Raw genomic sequence first — 16,689 nt, 5'->3', positions numbered from 1 at the left:
CGTCATCCTCCCTGCACCGCCGTCAGCACCTCGATCCGAGCGCCCTCGGCAAGCGCCGTGGCTGCCCAGTCGGCCCTCGGAACGACCTCGCCGTTCACCGCCACCGCCACGCCGGTGCTCGGCGCGCCCAGCGACGCGAGGGCGTCGAGCACGCTCGCGCCCGTGCCGAGCTCGCGCTGTTCACCGTTGATCCACACGTGCACGTGCAACCTCCTCGGGGTACCGATGGCCTCGGCCTGCGCTGGGCGCGGCGGCGGTGACGCGTGCTGGGTCGGCCGGGCGCATCGCATCAGGCACGGGACGGCCGTGCAGCAGTTGGAGCACGGCATCGGCTGTGACCGGCGCGAGCAGCATCCCGTTGCGGTGGTGGCCGGTGGCGACGAGCAGCCCCTCCGGGCCGAGCGCACCCACCAGTGGCAGGTTGTCGGGGCTGCCGGGGCGCAGCCCGGCGGCGCTCTCGACCAGCGCGTACTCGGCGATGCCGGGGAGCACGCGCTCGGCGTCGCGCAGCAGGTCGCGCACGCCACCGACGGTCACCTCGGTGTCGAAGCCGGTCTCGGCCTGCGTGGCGCCGACGACGAGGCCGCCTCCGTCACGCGGCACGACGTAGACCGGGCGCCCGTCCACGAGGGCCCGCACGGTGCGGCTCGGAGGCGGGAACGCCCCGGCGCGGTGCGCCAGCCGCAGGATCTCGCCCTTGACCGGGCGCACCAGGCCGGTGAGAACCGGGTGCAATGAGCCGGAGTGGGCGCCCGCGCAGACGATGACGACGTCGGACTCCAGGTCGGCGCCGTCGGTCCGCACGCCGGTGACGCGCGTTCCGTCGTCGAGGACGGCGCGCGCGGCGCTCTCCACGAAGGTCGCCCCGGCCCGCTCGGCGGCCGTCCGCAGTGCGGCGAGCAGCATGCGGTTGTCGACCGCGAGGTCGCCTGGCACGGACAAGCCACCACGGACGTCAGGCCCCAGCGCGGGCTCCAGACGGCGCAGCTCCCGGCCGGACAGGCGCTCGACCGCGCGGCCGAGCCGGGCGAGGTAATCCGCCAACGTGTCCAGCTCGGCGCGATCGCCCGACCCTGTGGCCACCACCACGGTGCCCTCGGTACGGAGCCCGGCCGACTGGCCCGCCGCCACACCGAGCTCCTCGGCGAAGCCCGGCCAGCGCCGCACGGACTCGACGCCGAGCTCCAGCAACGCCTCCTCGCCGGGCCAGGCCTCGGTGACCGGGGCGAGCATGCCGCCTGCCACCCAGGACGCCCCGGACGCGGGCGCAGGGTCGACCACCGTGACCCGCAGCCCCGCCGACGCTGCCCGCCATGCGCAGGACAGGCCGATCACACCTGCACCGATGAATGCCAACCGTGACTTCGTCATCTCCCCGCTCCCTGCGCCGGCATGACCCGGATCAGGTTCGACGGTCGGGATCTTCAGATCCCCTCTCAGCCCGTGAACCGGGCTCCCGTGCGTCACCTGCGGTTCACCCTACGCGCTGCGTACGCAGCCGCGTAGGGTCGGTCCCCGTGCCCGGATTCGACGGAGACGCGCTGCGCGCGCGACTGGCCGACGCCCGCCTCTACCTCTGCACCGACGCGCGGCGGCGCACGGGCGACCTCGCGGAGTTCGCCGACGCGGCGCTCGCCGGCGGCGTCGACATCGTGCAGCTACGTGACAAGGGCGCGGACGGCGCGCTGGAGGCTCGGGAGGAACTCACCGCGCTGGAGGTTCTCGCCGAGGCGTGTGCCCGGCACGGGGCGCTGCTCGCGGTGAACGACCGGGCCGATGTGGCGCTCGCGGCCGGGGCCGACGTGCTGCATCTCGGACAGGATGACCTCCCCGTCGAGTGGGCGCGCAAGATCGTGGGCGACGAGGTCGTCATCGGACGCTCGTCGCACAGCGCCGAGGAGACCGCGAGGGCCGCGGAGGAGCCGGGCGTGGACTACTTCTGCGTCGGCCCCTGCTGGCCCACACCGACGAAACCGGGCCGCCCGGCACCGGGCCTCGACCTCGTGCGCGCCGTCGCCGGCCGGTCGCCGTCGCGACCGTGGTTCGCCATCGGTGGCATCGACCACGACCGGCTCGACGAGGTGCTGGCCGCCGGCGCCGACCGGATCGTCGTGGTGCGGGCGATCACGCAGGCGGAGGACCCCCGGGCGGCTGCGGCCGCTCTCGCCGCCCGGGTCCGCGCCTGACAGTCCCGCGTCGGGCCGCCGGGGCTCACTGCACCTGAGCCCCCGGCACCGGGACGAGCGGCGTCGGCACGGCGCGCCCGGCGGCATTGCCTGCGCCACCGCTGCCGGAACCACTGCCGCTGGAGCCGCCGCTTCCGGAGTCGCCACTCCTGGAACCGTCGCTGCCGGAGCCGTTGCTGTCCGACCGGTCGTTGCTCGAGCCGCCGTTCCCGGAATCGCCGGTCGAGCCCGAGCCCTGGGTCGGAACATCGGCGCTGGAGGTGGGATTGCCGCTGGAGTCCTGGGCCGTCGACGGGTTCGCGCCGCTCTCCGGGGTGCCCGTCGACCTGGTGCTGTCGCTGGTGCTCGGCTCGGTGGTGGTGGGCTCGGAGGACCTCGACGGCTCCGGCGTCGTGGACGGCTCGACCGTCTCGTCGTGCTTGCTCGGGCTCTCGTGCCTGCCCTCGAACACCCGCCCGACGGACGTCCCGGACTCGCCCGAGGTAAGCGTGGAGCCCTTGGCCCACTCGACACCGGTGACGGCGAGCATGCTCAACGCGAAGATCAGCACGGTCGCCGCCGACCACAGCACGAAGCGGCGCCGTGAGGTCCGCGCCGGCACGGCGGGCTCGACACGCAGGTGCGTGGTCGCCCCTTCCGGCGAGATACGCGGCATCGGCATGGTGACCTCGGCGGCCAACTCCGCCGCCAGGGCCGGGCCGGGGACAGCCGAACCGGCGGCGGGGGCGTTCTCGGAACCGCGCCGCGGCACCCGGACCCGCGCCACCAGCCGATCGCGCGTGCGGTCGAGGGACTGCTGGTAGACCGCGGTGGCCACGGTGCTCGCGACCGATCCCAGCGCGGCGCCCGCCACCGTGCCCTCCGCACCGAAGAAGGACCCGAGAACGGCGCTCGTCGCGGCCGCTCCGGCCCCGGCGATCACCTTGTTGATCGTCAGGCCGACGGCGGCGGCATTCGGCTGCGTCTCCACCGCCGTCTGCTGGCCCGCCGCCGCAGCGGTGGTCGGAACGATCCGGGGAGGCTCGGGCTGCGGGGACCGAGGCGAGGGGATCCGGTTCTTGGGCGGCTGGTTCCCGGGGGCGCGAGGCGCCGGAATCCGGGGAGGATGGCCGTGGCTCCCGCCGTTGCGGGGTTGGTCTGGACGTGGGGCGCTGGGGAACTGCTGCATGGCTCCTGTGGACGATCACGTCTTCGAGCGGTCGGGGTACCGCTCTTCAACGCACGATCGTTCCGGATCGCTCCAGACGATCAACGTCGGGTGAGATCGTTCACGTCGCCGAACGGGAGCCGGCATCTCCTTCCGCCGGATGGCGCAGACCACGGTGGCCCTCCGGCAGGGCCGAACGGAGCACCGGCCAGGACAGCGCCACGCACAGCGCGACGAGCGGCCAGGTGAGCGCCGCCCGCGCGATGCCCAGTGGGACCACGGCGTCGGCCACGTACAACGGCAGGAACACGGCCAGACGCACCAGGTACTGGCCGACCCACAGCCAGCTGGCCCGCTGGTAGCCCCGTAGCAGGTCGGGGTCACGCCGCCAGCGGGTGCGCTGGCCGAGCAGGGTGCCCACGACCACACCGAGCAGCGGCCACCTGATCACGATCGAGACCGCCCAGGCGAGCGCACTCGCCGCGTTGGACACGATCTGGACGAGGAAGAAGTCGACGGCCCGGCCGGTGTAGAGCGCCACGAGCGCCGCCACCGCCACTCCGAGCAGGCCGAACAGCACGGCCCGCGGCTGCTTGCCACCGGCGAGCCGGACCACGGCGATGACGACGGCTGTGAGCAGCGCCGCACCCGCCGCCCATGCGATGGGGGACGTCCAGGACGCGGAGTCGGCAAGGGTGAAGACCAGGACGAAACCGACAACCGGCACCGTCGCGTCGATCGCACCGCCGTGACCACCGAGGATGTGCGCCAGCGACGCGTCGGGCTTGGGATTGCGACGAGCCACCAGGCAAGCGTGCCTTATCTCGCCCCGGATGCGCGCTTCACGTTCCTTCGGAAGCCCGCACATCACCCGCCCGACACTGGCGCACGCCGCTACTCCTGGGTGATATTGGAGCGATCTGCACCCAACACAGGGGTGAAGCGGACATGAACGGAAGGACGTGAAGTGGCCGGGAACAGTTTCGTGGCGCTCGGTGACAGCTTCACGGAAGGTCTGGACGACTGGCGGCCGGACGGCACGCCGCGGGGCTGGGCCGACCGAGTGGCGGAGCGGCTGGGCGCCACCAGGCCGGGGTATCGCTACGCCAACCTCGCCGTACGCGGCAAGTTGCTCGACCAGATCGTCGCCGACCAGCTCCCTGTGGCCGAGCGGCTGCAGCCGGACCTCATCGCGTTCTGCGCAGGCGGCAACGACATCATCCGCTTCACCTGCGACACCGACGACCTCGCGCGCCGATTCGACGCCGCGCTGGAACGGGTCACCGCCACCGGCGCGCAGGTGTTCGTCTTCACCGGCTTCGACCTGGGCCGGATGCACCCGCTCATCCGCCGCCTGCGGGGGCGGGTGGCCTGCTACAACGAGCTGATGCGGGCCAGCGCCGAGCGCCACGGCAGCACGGTCGTCGACCTCTGGGGAATGGCCCCGCTGGCGGATCCCCGCACCTGGGGCAAGGACCGCCTGCACCTCACCGCCGAGGGCCACCGCCGCGTTGCGCTGCGCGTGCTGGAGACGCTCGGCGAGCCCGTCGCCGAGGACTGGCGCGTCCCGCTGCCTGCGGCCGACCCTGCACCGTGGCGCCACCGCCAGGTCGAGGACCTCGTCTGGATGCGCAACTTCGTGATGCCGTACGTCCGCGGACGGCTGAGGGGGCGCAGGACGGGCGACGGGTTCACACCGAAGCGCCCTGACCTGCTCCCCCTCGACCTCGACGGCAGGCAGCCCGCCGTTTAGTGCCGAGGAAACGAGGTCGTCTTACCCGCCTCCGGCGCCCGGGCGGCGCCTCGCGGCGTTGTCGTCGGCCCCGATACAACAGCGGTATCGGCGCCTCCTCCGCCTTGCGATCCATCCACCTGGACACCGGATCCGGGCAAGGAACCCCGTTTCCGCGACACTAACCCGGGATCGGCGTGATCTCCCGCGCCGCGATGTAGGACGGCCGTGGTGACGGCGCCGAGAACGGCTCGGTCAGGCCGTTGTCCACGCTGTTGAACACCACGAAGATGTTCGACCGCGAGTACGGCGTGATGTTGCTCGCGGAGCCGTGCATGCAGTTGGAGTCGAACAGCGTGGCCGACCCGGCCGCACCGGTCAGCATCGCGATCCCGTGCCGGTCGGCGAGGGTCGTGAGGCTCTCCGGGTCGGGTGTGCCGATCTCCTGCTCGCGCAGGGACTCCTTGTAGTGGTCGGCAGGCGTCTCTCCCACGCACGCGACGAAGGTGCGGTGCGATCCGGGCATGATCATGAGACAGCCGTTGTGCGGGTAGTTCTCGGTGAGCGCGATCGAGATGCTCACCGCCCGCGGCGTGGGCATGCCGTCCTCGGCGTGCCAGGTCTCGAAGTCCGAGTGCCAGTAGAAGCCGCCGCCACCGAAGCCCGGCTTGTAGTTGATGCGGCTCTGGTGGACGTAGACGTCGGAACCGAGGATCTGGCGGGCCCGCCCGGCCACCCGCTCGTCGGCGACGAGCGCGGCGACGGCGTCGCTGATCCGGTGCACCTCGAAGATGGAGCGCACCTGCTGCGACGTCTTCTCGACGACCGTTCGCTCGTCCTCACGGATCGCGGGGTCCGAGGCCAGCCGGTCGAGCTCCGCGCTGTACGTGGCCACCTCGGCGGGTGTCAGCAGCTCCGGCACCGTGACGAAGCCGTCGCGCTCGTGCGCGGCGAGCTCGGCGGGCGACAGATGACCGGGCACATCCATACCGGCCCAGACGGTGGGCTCGACACGGTCGAGCAGTGCGGGCCGATCGGCGACGCGGGTGGGGTAACGGTCGGCAGTTGCGGTGTCGACCAGGGTCATCAGGAAGCCTCCTCCTCCGGATTTGGCAGGACGATCAGGGGGTAGACGCCGTTCTCGTCGTGGACCTCGCCTCCCGTCACCGGCGGGTTGAACACGCAGACCGTCCGCATCTCCGTACGCGGACGCAGCTGGTGGTGCTCGTGGCCGCTCAGGACGTAGACCGAGCCAGGCCGGAGCTGGTAGGTCACGTCGTTGTCCTTGTCGTGCAGCTCGCCCTCGCCCTCGATGACCCAGACGGCCTCGATGTGGTGGGCGTACCAGAAGTCGTTGATCGAGCCGGCCTCCAGCACGGTCTCGTGCAGTGAGAACCCGACCCCGTCGCCCGCCAGGACGATCCGCTTGCTGCGCCAGTGCTCGGTCTTGACGTCGCGCTCGGTGTCGGTGATCTCCTGGAGGGTGCGCACGATCACGCCGAAACCCCTTCCAAAGTCGCCAGTACGGAATCACGCACGATCGCGAGACCCTCCTCCAGCTCGGCGTCGGTGATCGTCAGCGGCGGCATGATCTTCATGACCTCGTCGGACGGGCCCGACGTCTCCATCAGCAGCCCTCGGCCGAATGCCGCAGCACACGATTTGGCGGCCAGTTCGGGCTGGGAGAAGGCCAGGCCTCGCGCCAGTCCGCGACCCTTCGGCGTCAACTCGACCACGCTCGACTCTGCGGCCAGCTCCGTCAGCGCTGCTTCCGTGCGCTCGCCCTTGGCGATTGTTGATCGCTCCATGACGTCATCCGACCAGAACTCGCGCAGCGCCGCAGTGGCGGTCACGAATGCGAGGTTGTTGCCTCGGAATGTCCCGTTGTGCTCGCCGGGACCCCACTGGTCGTATTCGGGTTTGATCAGGGTGAGCGCCATCGGCAGGCCGTAGCCGCTGATCGATTTGGACAGGCAGACGATATCCGGACGGATGCCGGCGATCTCGAAGGAGAAGAACGGTCCCGTGCGGCCCACACCCATCTGCACGTCGTCGACGATGAGCAGGATGTCGTGCCGGTGACAGAGATCGGCGAGACCCTGCAACCATTCGACCCTGGCAGGATTGATTCCGCCCTCGCCCTGAACCGTCTCCACGATGACGGCCGCCGGGTAGTTGAGGCCACTGCCGGCATCGCCCAACAGCCGGTCCAGCCAGAGGAAGTCGGGCACCGTGCCATCGAAATAGTTGTCGAATGGCATCGGTGTTGCGTGCACCAGCGGGATCCCGGCGCCACCCCGCTTCATCGAGTTGCCGGTGACCGACAGCGCGCCGAGCGTCATGCCGTGGAAGGCGTGGGTGAAGTTGATGATCGACTCCCGGCCGGTGATCTTCCGGGCCAGTTTCAGTGCCGATTCGACCGAGTTGGCGCCAGTGGGTCCGGGGAACTGCACCTTGTAGTCGAGGTCGCGCGGCCTGAGCACGATCTCCTCGAAGGTGTGCAGGAACTCACCTTTGGCCACCGTGTACATGTCGAGGCCGTGCGTGATGCCGTCCTTGGCCAGGTACTCCAGCATCGGCCCCTTCAGCTTCGGGGGGTTGTGCCCGTAGTTGAGGGCGCCGGCGCCCGCGAAGAAGTCGAGGTAGGAGCGGCCGTCGACGTCGTTCAGACGTGCACCCTGCGCGGTGTCGAACACCACGGGCCAGCTCCGGCAGTAACTTCGTACCTCAGATTCCAGATCTTCGAAAACGGTCATCATCATCCTTGCGTCTCAGGTCGCTCGATCGGACCGATTCTGAAGAGGATTTCGGGCTCGTGACCTGCACCGAGGAGGTCGGGCCCGAACAGCTCGTTCCGCCGTACCTTTGCGTCGTTCCGCTTGGCGAAAGCCCGGAAGAGAGCGATCGACCCCGCGTTGTCGGGCGTGATCGTGGTTTCGAGATGATCCGTGTCGGGGACGCCCTCGAAAAGAGAGTCGATCATCGCCGCAGCCAGGCCTTGGCCGCGAGCCCGCTCGTCCACGGCGACCTGCCAGACGACGAGGGTGCGCCGTTCGTCAGGACGCCGGTATCCCGACACGAAACCGACGATCTCGCCTTTCATCTTCGCGACGATCGAGGTCGCCGCGAAATCTCGAAACCACAACAGGTAGGCGTAACGCGAGTTGACGTCGAGTACTTGGGTAGCTACAGCAAGTCGCCAGCACGCAACTCCGTCATCCACATCTGGACGGCAGAGCTGTGCTCTTCCGACGGCTCGGACAGCTGCAGCGGAGTCCGTGGCAGAGGCGGCCATGTCAGGGGAAAGTAACAGTAAAGAAACCGGTCCGCCGGGTTCGCGCCTCTCTCGCTCTCGTCACCTCACGGTGCTTCACGTTCCCTGTCACCTCCAGGTCTGGCGCAGGCGTGGGCGGGTACCCCAGGAAGCTGCCTGCTCACCGCCGGTCTCGGCGGTGCGTCGCCCAGCCCGTGGCCACCGCCGGATCGATCTGCGGATCACGTGTGTGCAACGTTGGTCACAGTGATCCACGTGGCCTGGTTGGCTGCGCCATGTGAAAGGCGCGATGACGACGAGCGGTAACTCCTGCTCCTACGTCGTCACGGGCGGTGGCCGTGGCGTGGGACGCGCTGTGGTCGAGCGGCTCATCCATGACGGCGGCTTCGTCGTCGCCGTCGAACTCGACTCCACGTCCCTGGGCTGGCTCGTCGAACACCCTACAGCCGTGGCAGTTGTCGGCGATGCCTCCGACGAGAAGGTCGCAGCTCAAGCGGCCGATCGCGCCGAAGAGCTTGCGCCGCTTGGCGGATGGGTGAACAACGCTGCGCTGTTCCGCGACGCCTCTCTGCACACCTCGTCGGCGCGTGAGGTGATCGATCTCGTGACCGCGAACCTCGCCCCGGCGGTCGTCGGCTGCACGGTGGCGGTACGCCGCTTCCTCGCCGCGGGCACGGGCGGGGCAATCGTCAACGTGTCGTCCCACCAAGCGGGGCGCGCGGTTCCCGGCTGCACCCCCTACGTCACGGCCAAAGCCGCGATCGAGGGGCTGACCAGGGCCGTAGCCGTCGAGTACGGGGGCCACGGGATCCGGGTGAACGCCGTGGCGCTCGGCTCGATCGCGACCGAGCGGTACGCGGCGCTGCTGCACGAACTCGGGCCGGACGCCGCGGCGCGGGTGGAGGAGGAGATGCGCCTCCTGCATCCGGCCGGCCGGGTCGGGAGGCCCGACGAGGTGGCGGCCACGATCGCCCACCTCCTGTCGACCGAGGCGAGCTTCATCACGGGCGCCACCGTTCCCGTCGACGGGGGCCGATCCGTGCTCGCGCGCGACCCCGAGGCGCACGAGGTCTGAGCGGTTACGACGCCGGCAGGACGTTGTTGTTCACCTGGAACAGATTGTCCGGGTCGTAGGCCGCCTTGACCTGAGCGAGCCTGCGCAGGTTGCGTCCGAACGCGCTGTCCACCCCCGCCTGCGCCGGCTCGTCGGCAAGGCCGGTGAAGTTCAGGAAGACGTTCCCGTTGCCGAACTTGGCCATCTCCTGCCACGCGGACCGTCCCCAGTCGACCGCCTCGGAATCCTGCGCCGCGTCCGTCCACATCGTGTCGAACGACACCATGAACGGCGAGGACCGCTCCGCGAACGCCGTTTCCTCCGCCCCGACGGCGTGCACCGCACCACCGATGTGGAAGGTGTTGACCAGGGTCATCGGGCCGGGCCGGTCGAGCGCTCGCGCGGCGATCGCGTCAATGGCGTCGTCGGTGAGCGCGTCGAGGTACTGAGACTTCCAGTAGGCCCGCAGCACCCCGCGGGGAAACAGCGCGTCGAACGAGGACTGCACAACGCTGTAGGGCATCGGCTGTGACAGGTCGAACAGCGGGGTGCCCAGCTCGCGCAATGGCGCAAGCACCCGCATCCCGTCGTCGGGATCCCCGGCGTAGAGACCGCCGACGACCGCCACCGGCCGGTCGTGGATCACCTCGGGCATTCCGGGTGCGGCCGGAAAGGTCAACGAGACGACGAACGAGGTGACGGCGTCGGGTGCGCCGACGACATGGTCACGCCATCGGCGCTCGACGTCCGCGAGATCCTCCAGCGGGTAGAACGTCCCGGCGAAAGCCACGGTCGGGCCGAGTGGGCACAGCCGGAAGGTGAAGGACGCGACGATCCCGAAGTTGCCGCCGCCCCCGCGCAGCGCCCAGTACAGATCGGGGTTGACGCCGGCCGAGGCGGTGCGGATCTCCCCGTCGGCACACACCACCTGCGCCGCGACGATGTTGTCGCACGACAGCCCGTGCCGGTTCTGCAGGTGGCCGTAACCCCCGCCCAGGCTGAGGCCGGCCACTCCCGTCTCGGACACCCGGCCCAGCGGCGTCGCGAGGCCGAAGGCCTGCGTCTCCCGGTCGACGTCCCCGAGCAACGCCCCCGCCTGCACGCGGGCCAGCCGCCGGTCGGGGTCGACCTGGACGCCCCGCATCCCGGACAGGTCGACGACCATGCCGTCCTGCACCGTGGAGAACCCGGCGACCGAGTGCCCGCCACCGCGCACCGCCAGCAGCAGGCCCCACTCCCGGGCGAAGTTCACCGCGTCGACGACGTCGGCTGTGCCCGAGCAGCGTGCCGTCAGCGCGGGGCGTCCGACGTGCATGGCGTTCCACACCTCGCACGGCTCGGCGTCGGCGGCCGGGTCGTCGCCCCTCACGAGCGCACCCCGCATCCGCGACGCCAGCCCGTCCACCGCGTCGTCGGGGACGCGTACCTGCGAACCGTCGCGGGTGATGACGTCAACGGTCATGGGTCCAAACCCCTTAGCCTGGCGGCCTGCTGCGAAAGCGGTCCCGGTGCGCTGCAGGCGGGAAGGTCGGCCGCAGACGTTACGCGCGGCGCAAACACGGCACATCGCCTCTTCAGTGCAGTACTCGGCACTCGGCCGTCGACCTGACGACCGAACACGCTCCGCCTGCCGACCGTCGCCGCGGACGCCATCAGCAGGTATCGGCGCTGCTCCTGGCGCCTCTGCCGGTCCGCTCCGGCATCGCCGACCGCATCCATGACGCGGATCGTTTCGCTCCTTCGCATATTCCGTACCGGTGGCGGACGTGATTGCACATAGGCTTGCTCCACAGCTGCCGGCGGCAATTCACAACGGGGGACCGATGACCGGAGAGCGCGATCCGCACGAATTCGAGGCCACCCGGATCGGGCTGAGCGGGGCCACGTTGAACGTCATCGATGTGGGGACAGGGCCCGCTGTGCTGCTCCTGCACGGCTTTCCCGACCGGGCGACGATGTGGCGGTACCAGATCCGCGCGCTCGTCGACGCCGGCCACCGGGTCATCGCGCCCGACCTGCGCGGGTTCGGCGACAGCGACCGTCCTGCCGACCCGGGGGCCTACTCCCTCGCCGCCCTCACGACCGACGTCACCGACCTGCTCGATCACTGCGGCGTCGACCATGTCTCCATCGCTGCCCACGACTGGGGCGCGCCGATCGGCTGGGGCCTCGCCGCCACCGCACCCGACCGCGTCCGTCACCTTGCCGCGCTCTCGGTCGGGCATCCGGAGGCCTTCATGAGCGCCGGGCTCGAACAGAAACAGCTCTCCTGGTACATGCTGTGGTTCCAGTTCCAGGCCGCCGAGGAGCAACTGCCGCTCGACGACTGGGCGATGTTCCGTCGCTGGATCCACGGCGGGATCCCCCGCGGCCAGGACCCGGACGTCGACCGCCAGCTCGCCGACCTCGAACGTCCCGGCGCGCTCGTCGCGGGGTTGAACTGGTACCGCGCCAACATGCCGCCGGTGGTGTTCGCCCAGGACTCCTTCGGCGTCGACCTGCCGCCGGTCACCTGTCCCGTGCTCGCCATCCACGGCGAGCACGACCCGGCGCTCGGCGAGCGTCAGATCATCGAGTCGAAGAAGTACGTGACCGGGCCCTGGCGCTACGTCAAGCTCCCCGGCGTCGGCCACTTCCTCCCCGTCACCGCCAGGGAGCGCGTCAACGAACTGCTCACGGAGTTCTTCGCCTGACGAACCGTGGGCGATGAGAACCACCGCCCGGCACGGTCTCCATCTCGGGAAGCACCAGCAGCCCGAGCAGAGGAGCAAGGATGCGGCGCACCGAGCCGGACACCACCATCGACCACCGCTACGGCGATCCCGGAGCCACGGCTACCCCATGGGCCGATGCCCAGGAGCAGTTCGCCGCGGCGGAAGTGGCCTGGTTGTCCACGGTGCGGCCGGACGGACGCCCCCACGTCACCCCACTGCTGAGCGTCTGGCTCGACGGCGCCCCGCACATCTGCACGGGTGAGGACGAACGCAAGGCACACAACCTCGCCACCAACCCCCACGTCGTCCTCACCACCGGCACCAACGCCCTGCACGGCGGGCTGGACCTGGTGGTCGAAGGCCGAGCCGAGCGGGTGGCGGACCCGCACCGCCTGCAGGCCCTCGCCGACGCGTGGGAGAAGAAGTACGGCAGCGAGTGGCACTTCGACCTCCGCGACGGCGGCTTCGACGGCGGCCACGGCCTGGCGCTGGTGTACCGGATCGAGCCGACCACGGCGTTCGGCTTCGGCAAGGCCCCGTACAGCCAGACCAGGTGGAGCTTCCCCGAAGCGTGAGACGGGGCAGGCCCAGCGGTCAAGATCACCGAAGGACGCCGATCGTGATCTCGGATCGATCACGGGCCCAGCTGACCACCCCCCGGACCAGGCGACGAGGGCGATGATCGCCACGAGCCCCGCCGATCCGCGATGATCGCCGCGAGATCGGCCGATCGGCCCTCGGCGGGGCGGAAACTCGGATCTCGGAACGATCATGGGGGCGCTTGGCCGGCCCACCGGAACCCGCCCCTCCCGGCGCGTTGATCGCCAAGCCCGCGGAACCGGAGTCTCCCTGCGCGGTGATCGCTGCGAGATCGGCCGATCCGCCCTCCGCGGGGCGGAAACCCGGATCTCGGAACGATCACCACACCAAGATCGCCACGAGATCCTCCGGTCCGCCCTCGCTGGCGCGCAAACCCGGATCTCGGAACGATCATGAGTCGCCCGGCCGGCCGGCGGAATCGGCGGCCCAGCGCCAAGATCGCTGTGAGATCGGGCCGTTCGCCCTCCTCGGGGCGGGAACCCTGATCTCGGGACGATCATCGGCGGCTGGGCCGTCAGGCGAGCAGGTCGGACGCTTCCCGCCACATGCGGCTGACCACTGCCGCGGCCGGTTCCTCGGTGGCCAGGGCGGCGCTCTGGCCGGCCCAGAGGTTGGCCTGGTCCAGGCCGTCCGGGGTGCCTCGTCGCCACTGGCCGACCAGTCGCAGCTGGTCCGGGAACGGTGCCGGGCGGGGGGCTCCGGGTTCGGTCCACGCTCTCAGGTACGGGGTGGGTGCCGCGCGCGCCACTCGCCCCGTGTAGGCGCGGGTGGTCATGGTGGCCTCCGGTGGCAGGCCGTCCAGGGCCGCGGACCACTCCTTGCTGATCTTCGTCTCGGGGCAGCGCAGGAACGCGGTGCCCACCTGCACCGCGCTCGCGCCCAGCGCCAGGGCTGCTGCGAGGCCGCGCCCGTCGGCCACCCCACCGGTAGCGATGATCGGGACGTGCAGGTGGTCGGCGAACCAGGGAAGCAGGGCGAACAGCCCGACGTCGGTCCGCTCGGCGTCGTCCTGGTCGAAGGCGCCGCGGTGGCCGCCGGCCTCCATTCCCTGCGCGACCACGGCGTCCGCGCCGGCTTCCTGGGCCGCGAGCGCGTCCTCGAGGGTGGTGGCGCAGGCGAACCAGGCGATGCCCTGCTCGTGCAGCCTGCGGACGTAGTCCGGCTCGAACAGGCCCATGATCGAGGAGATCACCGTGGGGCGCGCGGCCAGCATGGCCTCGCACTGCTCCTCGAACACCGGCGGCACGGGCCCCGCGGCATCTCCTGGCGTGCCGAACCGGCCGAGGAACTCGCGGGCCTGCTCGACCCTGCGTTCACGCTCGGCGGGGTCACCGGTAGGCGGGTCCGGGATCCAGACGTTCAGCTGGAAGGCACCGGAGGACCCGGCACGGAACTGCTCCACCCAGTCGGCGATGCCCGCCGGGGAGTCCTGCAGGACGCCGCGAGCGCCCATGCCGCCGGCCTCGGCCACTCGGATGGCCAGCTCGGGTGGCGACGATCCCGCCATCGGCGCCTGCAGGATCGGCACCTGCAGCCCGAACCGTTCGCAGAACTTGTGCGCCCGCTCTCGCGCGTCGGCCACGTTCTCCTCCTCCACCGAAGGTCCCGCTCAGCTCGCCGAGAGCAGGCGGTGTGTCTCCCTCATCATGGTGGTGACGACCTGTGCAGCGGGTGGGATGTCGCGGATGAGGCCGACGCCCTCACCCGCCGGGTACGCCATCTCGTCCCAGTCACCGGTGGTGTCCGCTATCGGCGGGACGGCGCTGAACTTGGGCATGTCGTAGGGCAGCCGCGCGCTGTGCGGGAACAGGACGGTGTGGCCGATGACGGTGGTGGGCGGCGGGTCGGGAAGGCGATCCTCCCGGCCTGCCCACTCGGCGGCCGTGCGCGTGGGGAGCACGCGATAGCACTGCCCGGGCCATTCGGGCCCGAAGGCGGTGGTCATCACGGGCGGCCCGGCGGCGTCGACGAGGCGCCGCTTGTACTCCGGGTGGGCGTGGCTCTCGACCGACGCGACGAGCCTGGTTCCGACCCACACGCCGTCCGCGCCTGCCCGCAGCGCAGCGGCGACACCGGCCCCGTCGGCGATTCCGCCCGCCGCGAGCAGCAGCCGCTCGGGGAACCGCGTGCGGATCCCGGCGAGCAGCTCGTGCAGCGGCACCACCCCTCGGGCGTGGCCCCCGGCTTCCACGCCCGGCGCCACCAGGCCCTCGACGCCGAGCCCGGCCGCCGCGGTGGCGAGCTCCATCGAGGACACCTGCATCCAGACGCGCACGCCCGCGCCGGTGAGCCTGCGCACCCAGGCGGCCGGCGGAGGATCGTGGTGGAACACCACCAGCGGCACGCCCAGCTCAGCGCACGCGTCGATGTGCCCGTCGGTGCAGGCCGGACCCAGGCCGGTCTCGGCACAGATCAGGTCCACGCCCCACGGCAGGTCGGTCAGCCCGCGCAGCTCCGCGACCATCACCGGCAGGCTGGGCGGCGGGTCGGGGCTGGCGCCGAGGACACCGAGGCCTCCGGCGTTGCTCACTGCGGCAGTCAGCGGCGGATAGCCCACGAAGGCCATGCCGGCGCCCACGAACGGATGCCGGATCCCGTACTCCCGGGTCAGCGGCGTCGTGATGGTCGATTCATCGCAGCTCCAGCGCATGGTCGCGCTCCCCTCCCGCGCCGCGGCACCTGACAATTCCACGCCCACCCGATACAGGCAGATACGGAATAGCGGACCGTTGTCCAGATCAGGGCTCCGACCTGCACATTCTCCACCTGAACATGCGCGTGCCAACGCGTCAACAGCCGGTCGGTCTTACCGGCGACAGAACTCCGATAACCAGTGAGAAGAACCGTTCGTCCGAAATCATCATATCTGAATATGACGTCAATATCGGTTACGATTCTGACGACGGCCGGACGACGATGGAGGCGGACTGGTGGGACAGGTGGAGACGGTTCGGGGGCCGGTCGAGGCCGGCGAGCTCGGCGCCGTGCTGATGCACGAGCACGTGTTCGTGCTCAACGAGGAGATGCGACTCAACTACCCCGACTGGTGGGACGAGGAACAGGGCATCGCAGACGCCGTGACGCGGCTGACGACGCTGAAGGACCGCGGGGTGAGCACCATCGTCGACCCCACCGTGATCGGCCTCGGGCGTGACATCGCGCGGATCGCCCGCGTCAACGAGCAGGTGGACATCAACATCGTCGCTGCCACCGGGCTCTACACCCTCGGCGACATCCCACCGTTTCTTCTGTTCCAAGGCCCGGGCACCCTCCTGGGCGGCGAGGAGTTGCTGGTCGACCTGTTCGTCAGGGACATCACCACGGGCATCGCGGGCACGGGGATCAAGGCGGCGTTCCTCAAGTGCGCCATCGAGACCGAGCTCACCCCCGGCGTCGAGCGCGTGATGACGGCGGTCGCGGAGACGCACAAGCGCACCGGAGTCTCGATCACGGTGCACACCAGCCCGGCCCACCGCACCGGGCTGGTCGCGCAGGAGGTGCTGCGCCGCGAGGGCGTCGACCTCGAGCGGGTCGTGCTCGGCCACAGCGGCGACACGGCCGACCTCGGCTACCTGCACGAGCTCATCGACAACGGCTCCTACGTGGGGATGGACCGGTTCGGGCTCGACATCCTGCTGCCGGGCGACGAGCGGGTGGCGACCGTCGCCGCACTCGCCGCTGAAGGGCTCGCCGAGCGTGTGGTGCTGTCCCACGACGCGTCCTGCCACATCGACTGGTTCCCGGCCGGTTTCAAGGAGCAGGCCGCCCCGGACTGGAACTACACCCACATCGTCGACGACGTCCTGCCCGCGCTCCGCGAGGCGGGGGTGACCGAGGAGCAGCTGACCACGATGCTGGTGGACAACCCCCGCAGCATCCTGGAGCAAAGGGCTTCCTGACCACCCGCCCGGTACGTTCGGTCGGTGGATCCACGACCGAACGCCGCTGTCGCCGCAGAGGGGTGCGGCAACACCACGCGTGA

General features: G+C 70.6%; 17 protein-coding genes and 1 riboswitch. Of the genes, 6 read left to right on the top strand and 11 right to left on the bottom strand.

The genetic code is table 11. From position 1 onward, the window contains the following. Positions 1-2: 2 nt before the first annotated feature. Positions 3-203: a sulfur carrier protein ThiS gene (gene thiS / locus MMF94_RS14905; RefSeq protein WP_241037050.1), complete on the bottom strand. Its 201-nt coding sequence runs from the start codon at positions 201-203 to the stop codon at positions 3-5. Next, entirely contained in the window at positions 181-1,371 is a 1,191-nt protein-coding gene (thiO, locus tag MMF94_RS14900) for a glycine oxidase ThiO (protein ID WP_241037048.1), read from the bottom strand. Before thiO ends, thiS begins: the two co-directional genes overlap by 23 nt. Further along, positions 1,363-1,470: riboswitch (TPP riboswitch) on the bottom strand. It overlaps the preceding gene by 9 nt. A gap of 47 nt (positions 1,471-1,517) precedes the next feature. Between thiO and thiE the strand changes: the two genes are divergently transcribed. Continuing rightward, positions 1,518-2,186 (top strand): thiamine phosphate synthase, encoded by a 669-nt coding sequence (gene thiE, locus MMF94_RS14895; protein ID WP_241037046.1) that lies wholly within the window; start codon positions 1,518-1,520, stop codon positions 2,184-2,186. A 25-nt stretch (positions 2,187-2,211) separates the two neighbouring features. Here thiE and MMF94_RS14890 read toward each other — a convergent pair whose 3' ends face one another. Continuing rightward, positions 2,212-3,156 carry a hypothetical protein gene (locus MMF94_RS14890; RefSeq protein ID WP_241037044.1) on the bottom strand — a complete coding sequence of 315 codons (945 nt, stop codon included), beginning with the start codon at positions 3,154-3,156 and terminating at the stop codon, positions 2,212-2,214. Positions 3,157-3,454: 298 nt separating this feature from the next. Then, positions 3,455-4,138 (bottom strand): DUF3159 domain-containing protein, encoded by a 684-nt coding sequence (locus MMF94_RS14885; protein ID WP_241037042.1) that lies wholly within the window; start codon positions 4,136-4,138, stop codon positions 3,455-3,457. Positions 4,139-4,300: 162 nt separating this feature from the next. On the opposite strand from MMF94_RS14885, the gene MMF94_RS14880 reads away from it, so the two are divergent. Next, positions 4,301-5,086 carry an SGNH/GDSL hydrolase family protein gene (locus MMF94_RS14880; protein WP_241037040.1) on the top strand — a complete coding sequence of 262 codons (786 nt, stop codon included), beginning with the start codon at positions 4,301-4,303 and terminating at the stop codon, positions 5,084-5,086. Positions 5,087-5,246: 160 nt separating this feature from the next. Here the strand turns inward: MMF94_RS14880 and thpD are convergent, their stop codons facing one another. From thpD to ectA, 4 genes are read right to left on the bottom strand one after another with little or no spacing between them, the layout of a single operon-like run. Beyond that, on the bottom strand, positions 5,247-6,152 hold the full coding sequence (gene thpD / locus MMF94_RS14875) for an ectoine hydroxylase (protein WP_241037039.1): 906 nt from the start codon (positions 6,150-6,152) through the stop codon (positions 5,247-5,249). Next, positions 6,152-6,562 carry an ectoine synthase gene (locus tag MMF94_RS14870; protein ID WP_241037037.1) on the bottom strand — a complete coding sequence of 137 codons (411 nt, stop codon included), beginning with the start codon at positions 6,560-6,562 and terminating at the stop codon, positions 6,152-6,154. Before MMF94_RS14870 ends, thpD begins: the two co-directional genes overlap by 1 nt. Beyond that, complete coding sequence (ectB, locus tag MMF94_RS14865) at positions 6,559-7,821, bottom strand: diaminobutyrate--2-oxoglutarate transaminase (RefSeq protein ID WP_241037035.1); 1,263 nt, start codon at positions 7,819-7,821, stop codon at positions 6,559-6,561. The genes MMF94_RS14870 and ectB overlap by 4 nt, the downstream gene beginning before the upstream one ends. A 2-nt stretch (positions 7,822-7,823) precedes the next feature. Further along, on the bottom strand, positions 7,824-8,360 hold the full coding sequence (gene ectA / locus MMF94_RS14860; RefSeq protein WP_241037033.1) for a diaminobutyrate acetyltransferase: 537 nt from the start codon (positions 8,358-8,360) through the stop codon (positions 7,824-7,826). 268 nt (positions 8,361-8,628) lie between these two features. On the opposite strand from ectA, the gene MMF94_RS14855 reads away from it, so the two are divergent. Continuing rightward, entirely contained in the window at positions 8,629-9,414 is a 786-nt protein-coding gene (locus MMF94_RS14855) for an SDR family NAD(P)-dependent oxidoreductase (protein WP_241037031.1), read from the top strand. A gap of 4 nt (positions 9,415-9,418) precedes the next feature. On the opposite strand, the gene MMF94_RS14850 is transcribed toward MMF94_RS14855, so the two are convergent. Next, a complete protein-coding gene (locus tag MMF94_RS14850; RefSeq protein ID WP_241037029.1) occupies positions 9,419-10,855 on the bottom strand; it encodes an FAD-binding oxidoreductase in 1,437 nt (478 codons plus the stop codon). 361 nt (positions 10,856-11,216) lie between these two features. Here MMF94_RS14850 and MMF94_RS14845 point away from each other — a divergent pair, with 361 nt between their 5' ends. Both MMF94_RS14845 and MMF94_RS14840 read left to right on the top strand, forming a co-directional pair. Next, positions 11,217-12,086, top strand: a complete 870-nt coding sequence (locus MMF94_RS14845; protein WP_241037027.1) for an alpha/beta fold hydrolase — start codon at positions 11,217-11,219, stop codon at positions 12,084-12,086. 80 nt (positions 12,087-12,166) lie between these two features. Next, on the top strand, positions 12,167-12,682 hold the full coding sequence (locus MMF94_RS14840) for a pyridoxamine 5'-phosphate oxidase family protein (RefSeq protein ID WP_241037025.1): 516 nt from the start codon (positions 12,167-12,169) through the stop codon (positions 12,680-12,682). Between the two features lie 539 nt (positions 12,683-13,221). Here MMF94_RS14840 and MMF94_RS14835 read toward each other — a convergent pair. Together MMF94_RS14835 and MMF94_RS14830 are read right to left on the bottom strand one after the other, a co-directional pair. After that, positions 13,222-14,289 (bottom strand): NAD(P)H-dependent flavin oxidoreductase, encoded by a 1,068-nt coding sequence (locus MMF94_RS14835; protein ID WP_241037024.1) that lies wholly within the window; start codon positions 14,287-14,289, stop codon positions 13,222-13,224. Between the two features lie 27 nt (positions 14,290-14,316). Continuing rightward, a complete protein-coding gene (locus MMF94_RS14830; protein ID WP_241037022.1) occupies positions 14,317-15,399 on the bottom strand; it encodes an NAD(P)H-dependent flavin oxidoreductase in 1,083 nt (360 codons plus the stop codon). A gap of 238 nt (positions 15,400-15,637) precedes the next feature. On the opposite strand from MMF94_RS14830, the gene MMF94_RS14825 reads away from it, so the two are divergent. Next, complete coding sequence (locus MMF94_RS14825) at positions 15,638-16,606, top strand: phosphotriesterase family protein (RefSeq protein ID WP_241037020.1); 969 nt, start codon at positions 15,638-15,640, stop codon at positions 16,604-16,606. Positions 16,607-16,689: the final 83 nt, after the last annotated feature.

It is taken from the genome of Pseudonocardia alaniniphila (assembly GCF_022524485.1).
Taxonomy (GTDB): domain Bacteria; phylum Actinomycetota; class Actinomycetes; order Mycobacteriales; family Pseudonocardiaceae; genus Pseudonocardia; species Pseudonocardia alaniniphila.
Note: the sequence above shows the minus strand (reverse complement) of the source record. Positions and strands in the feature narration are given on the sequence as shown.

Bases quoted from the DNA above. Each gene is read 5' to 3' on its own strand.
- thiO (WP_241037048.1), bottom strand. From the start codon at position 1,371: ATGACGAAGTCACGGTTGGCATTCATCGGTGCAGGTGTGATCGGCCTG.
- thpD (WP_241037039.1), bottom strand. From the start codon at position 6,152: ATGACCCTGGTCGACACCGCAACTGCCGACCGTTACCCCACCCGCGTC.
- ectB (WP_241037035.1), bottom strand. From the start codon at position 7,821: ATGACCGTTTTCGAAGATCTGGAATCTGAGGTACGAAGTTACTGCCGG.
- ectA (WP_241037033.1), bottom strand. From the start codon at position 8,360: ATGGCCGCCTCTGCCACGGACTCCGCTGCAGCTGTCCGAGCCGTCGGA.
- MMF94_RS14855 (WP_241037031.1), top strand. From the start codon at position 8,629: ATGACGACGAGCGGTAACTCCTGCTCCTACGTCGTCACGGGCGGTGGC.
- MMF94_RS14850 (WP_241037029.1), bottom strand. From the start codon at position 10,855: ATGACCGTTGACGTCATCACCCGCGACGGTTCGCAGGTACGCGTCCCC.
- MMF94_RS14845 (WP_241037027.1), top strand. From the start codon at position 11,217: ATGACCGGAGAGCGCGATCCGCACGAATTCGAGGCCACCCGGATCGGG.
- MMF94_RS14840 (WP_241037025.1), top strand. From the start codon at position 12,167: ATGCGGCGCACCGAGCCGGACACCACCATCGACCACCGCTACGGCGAT.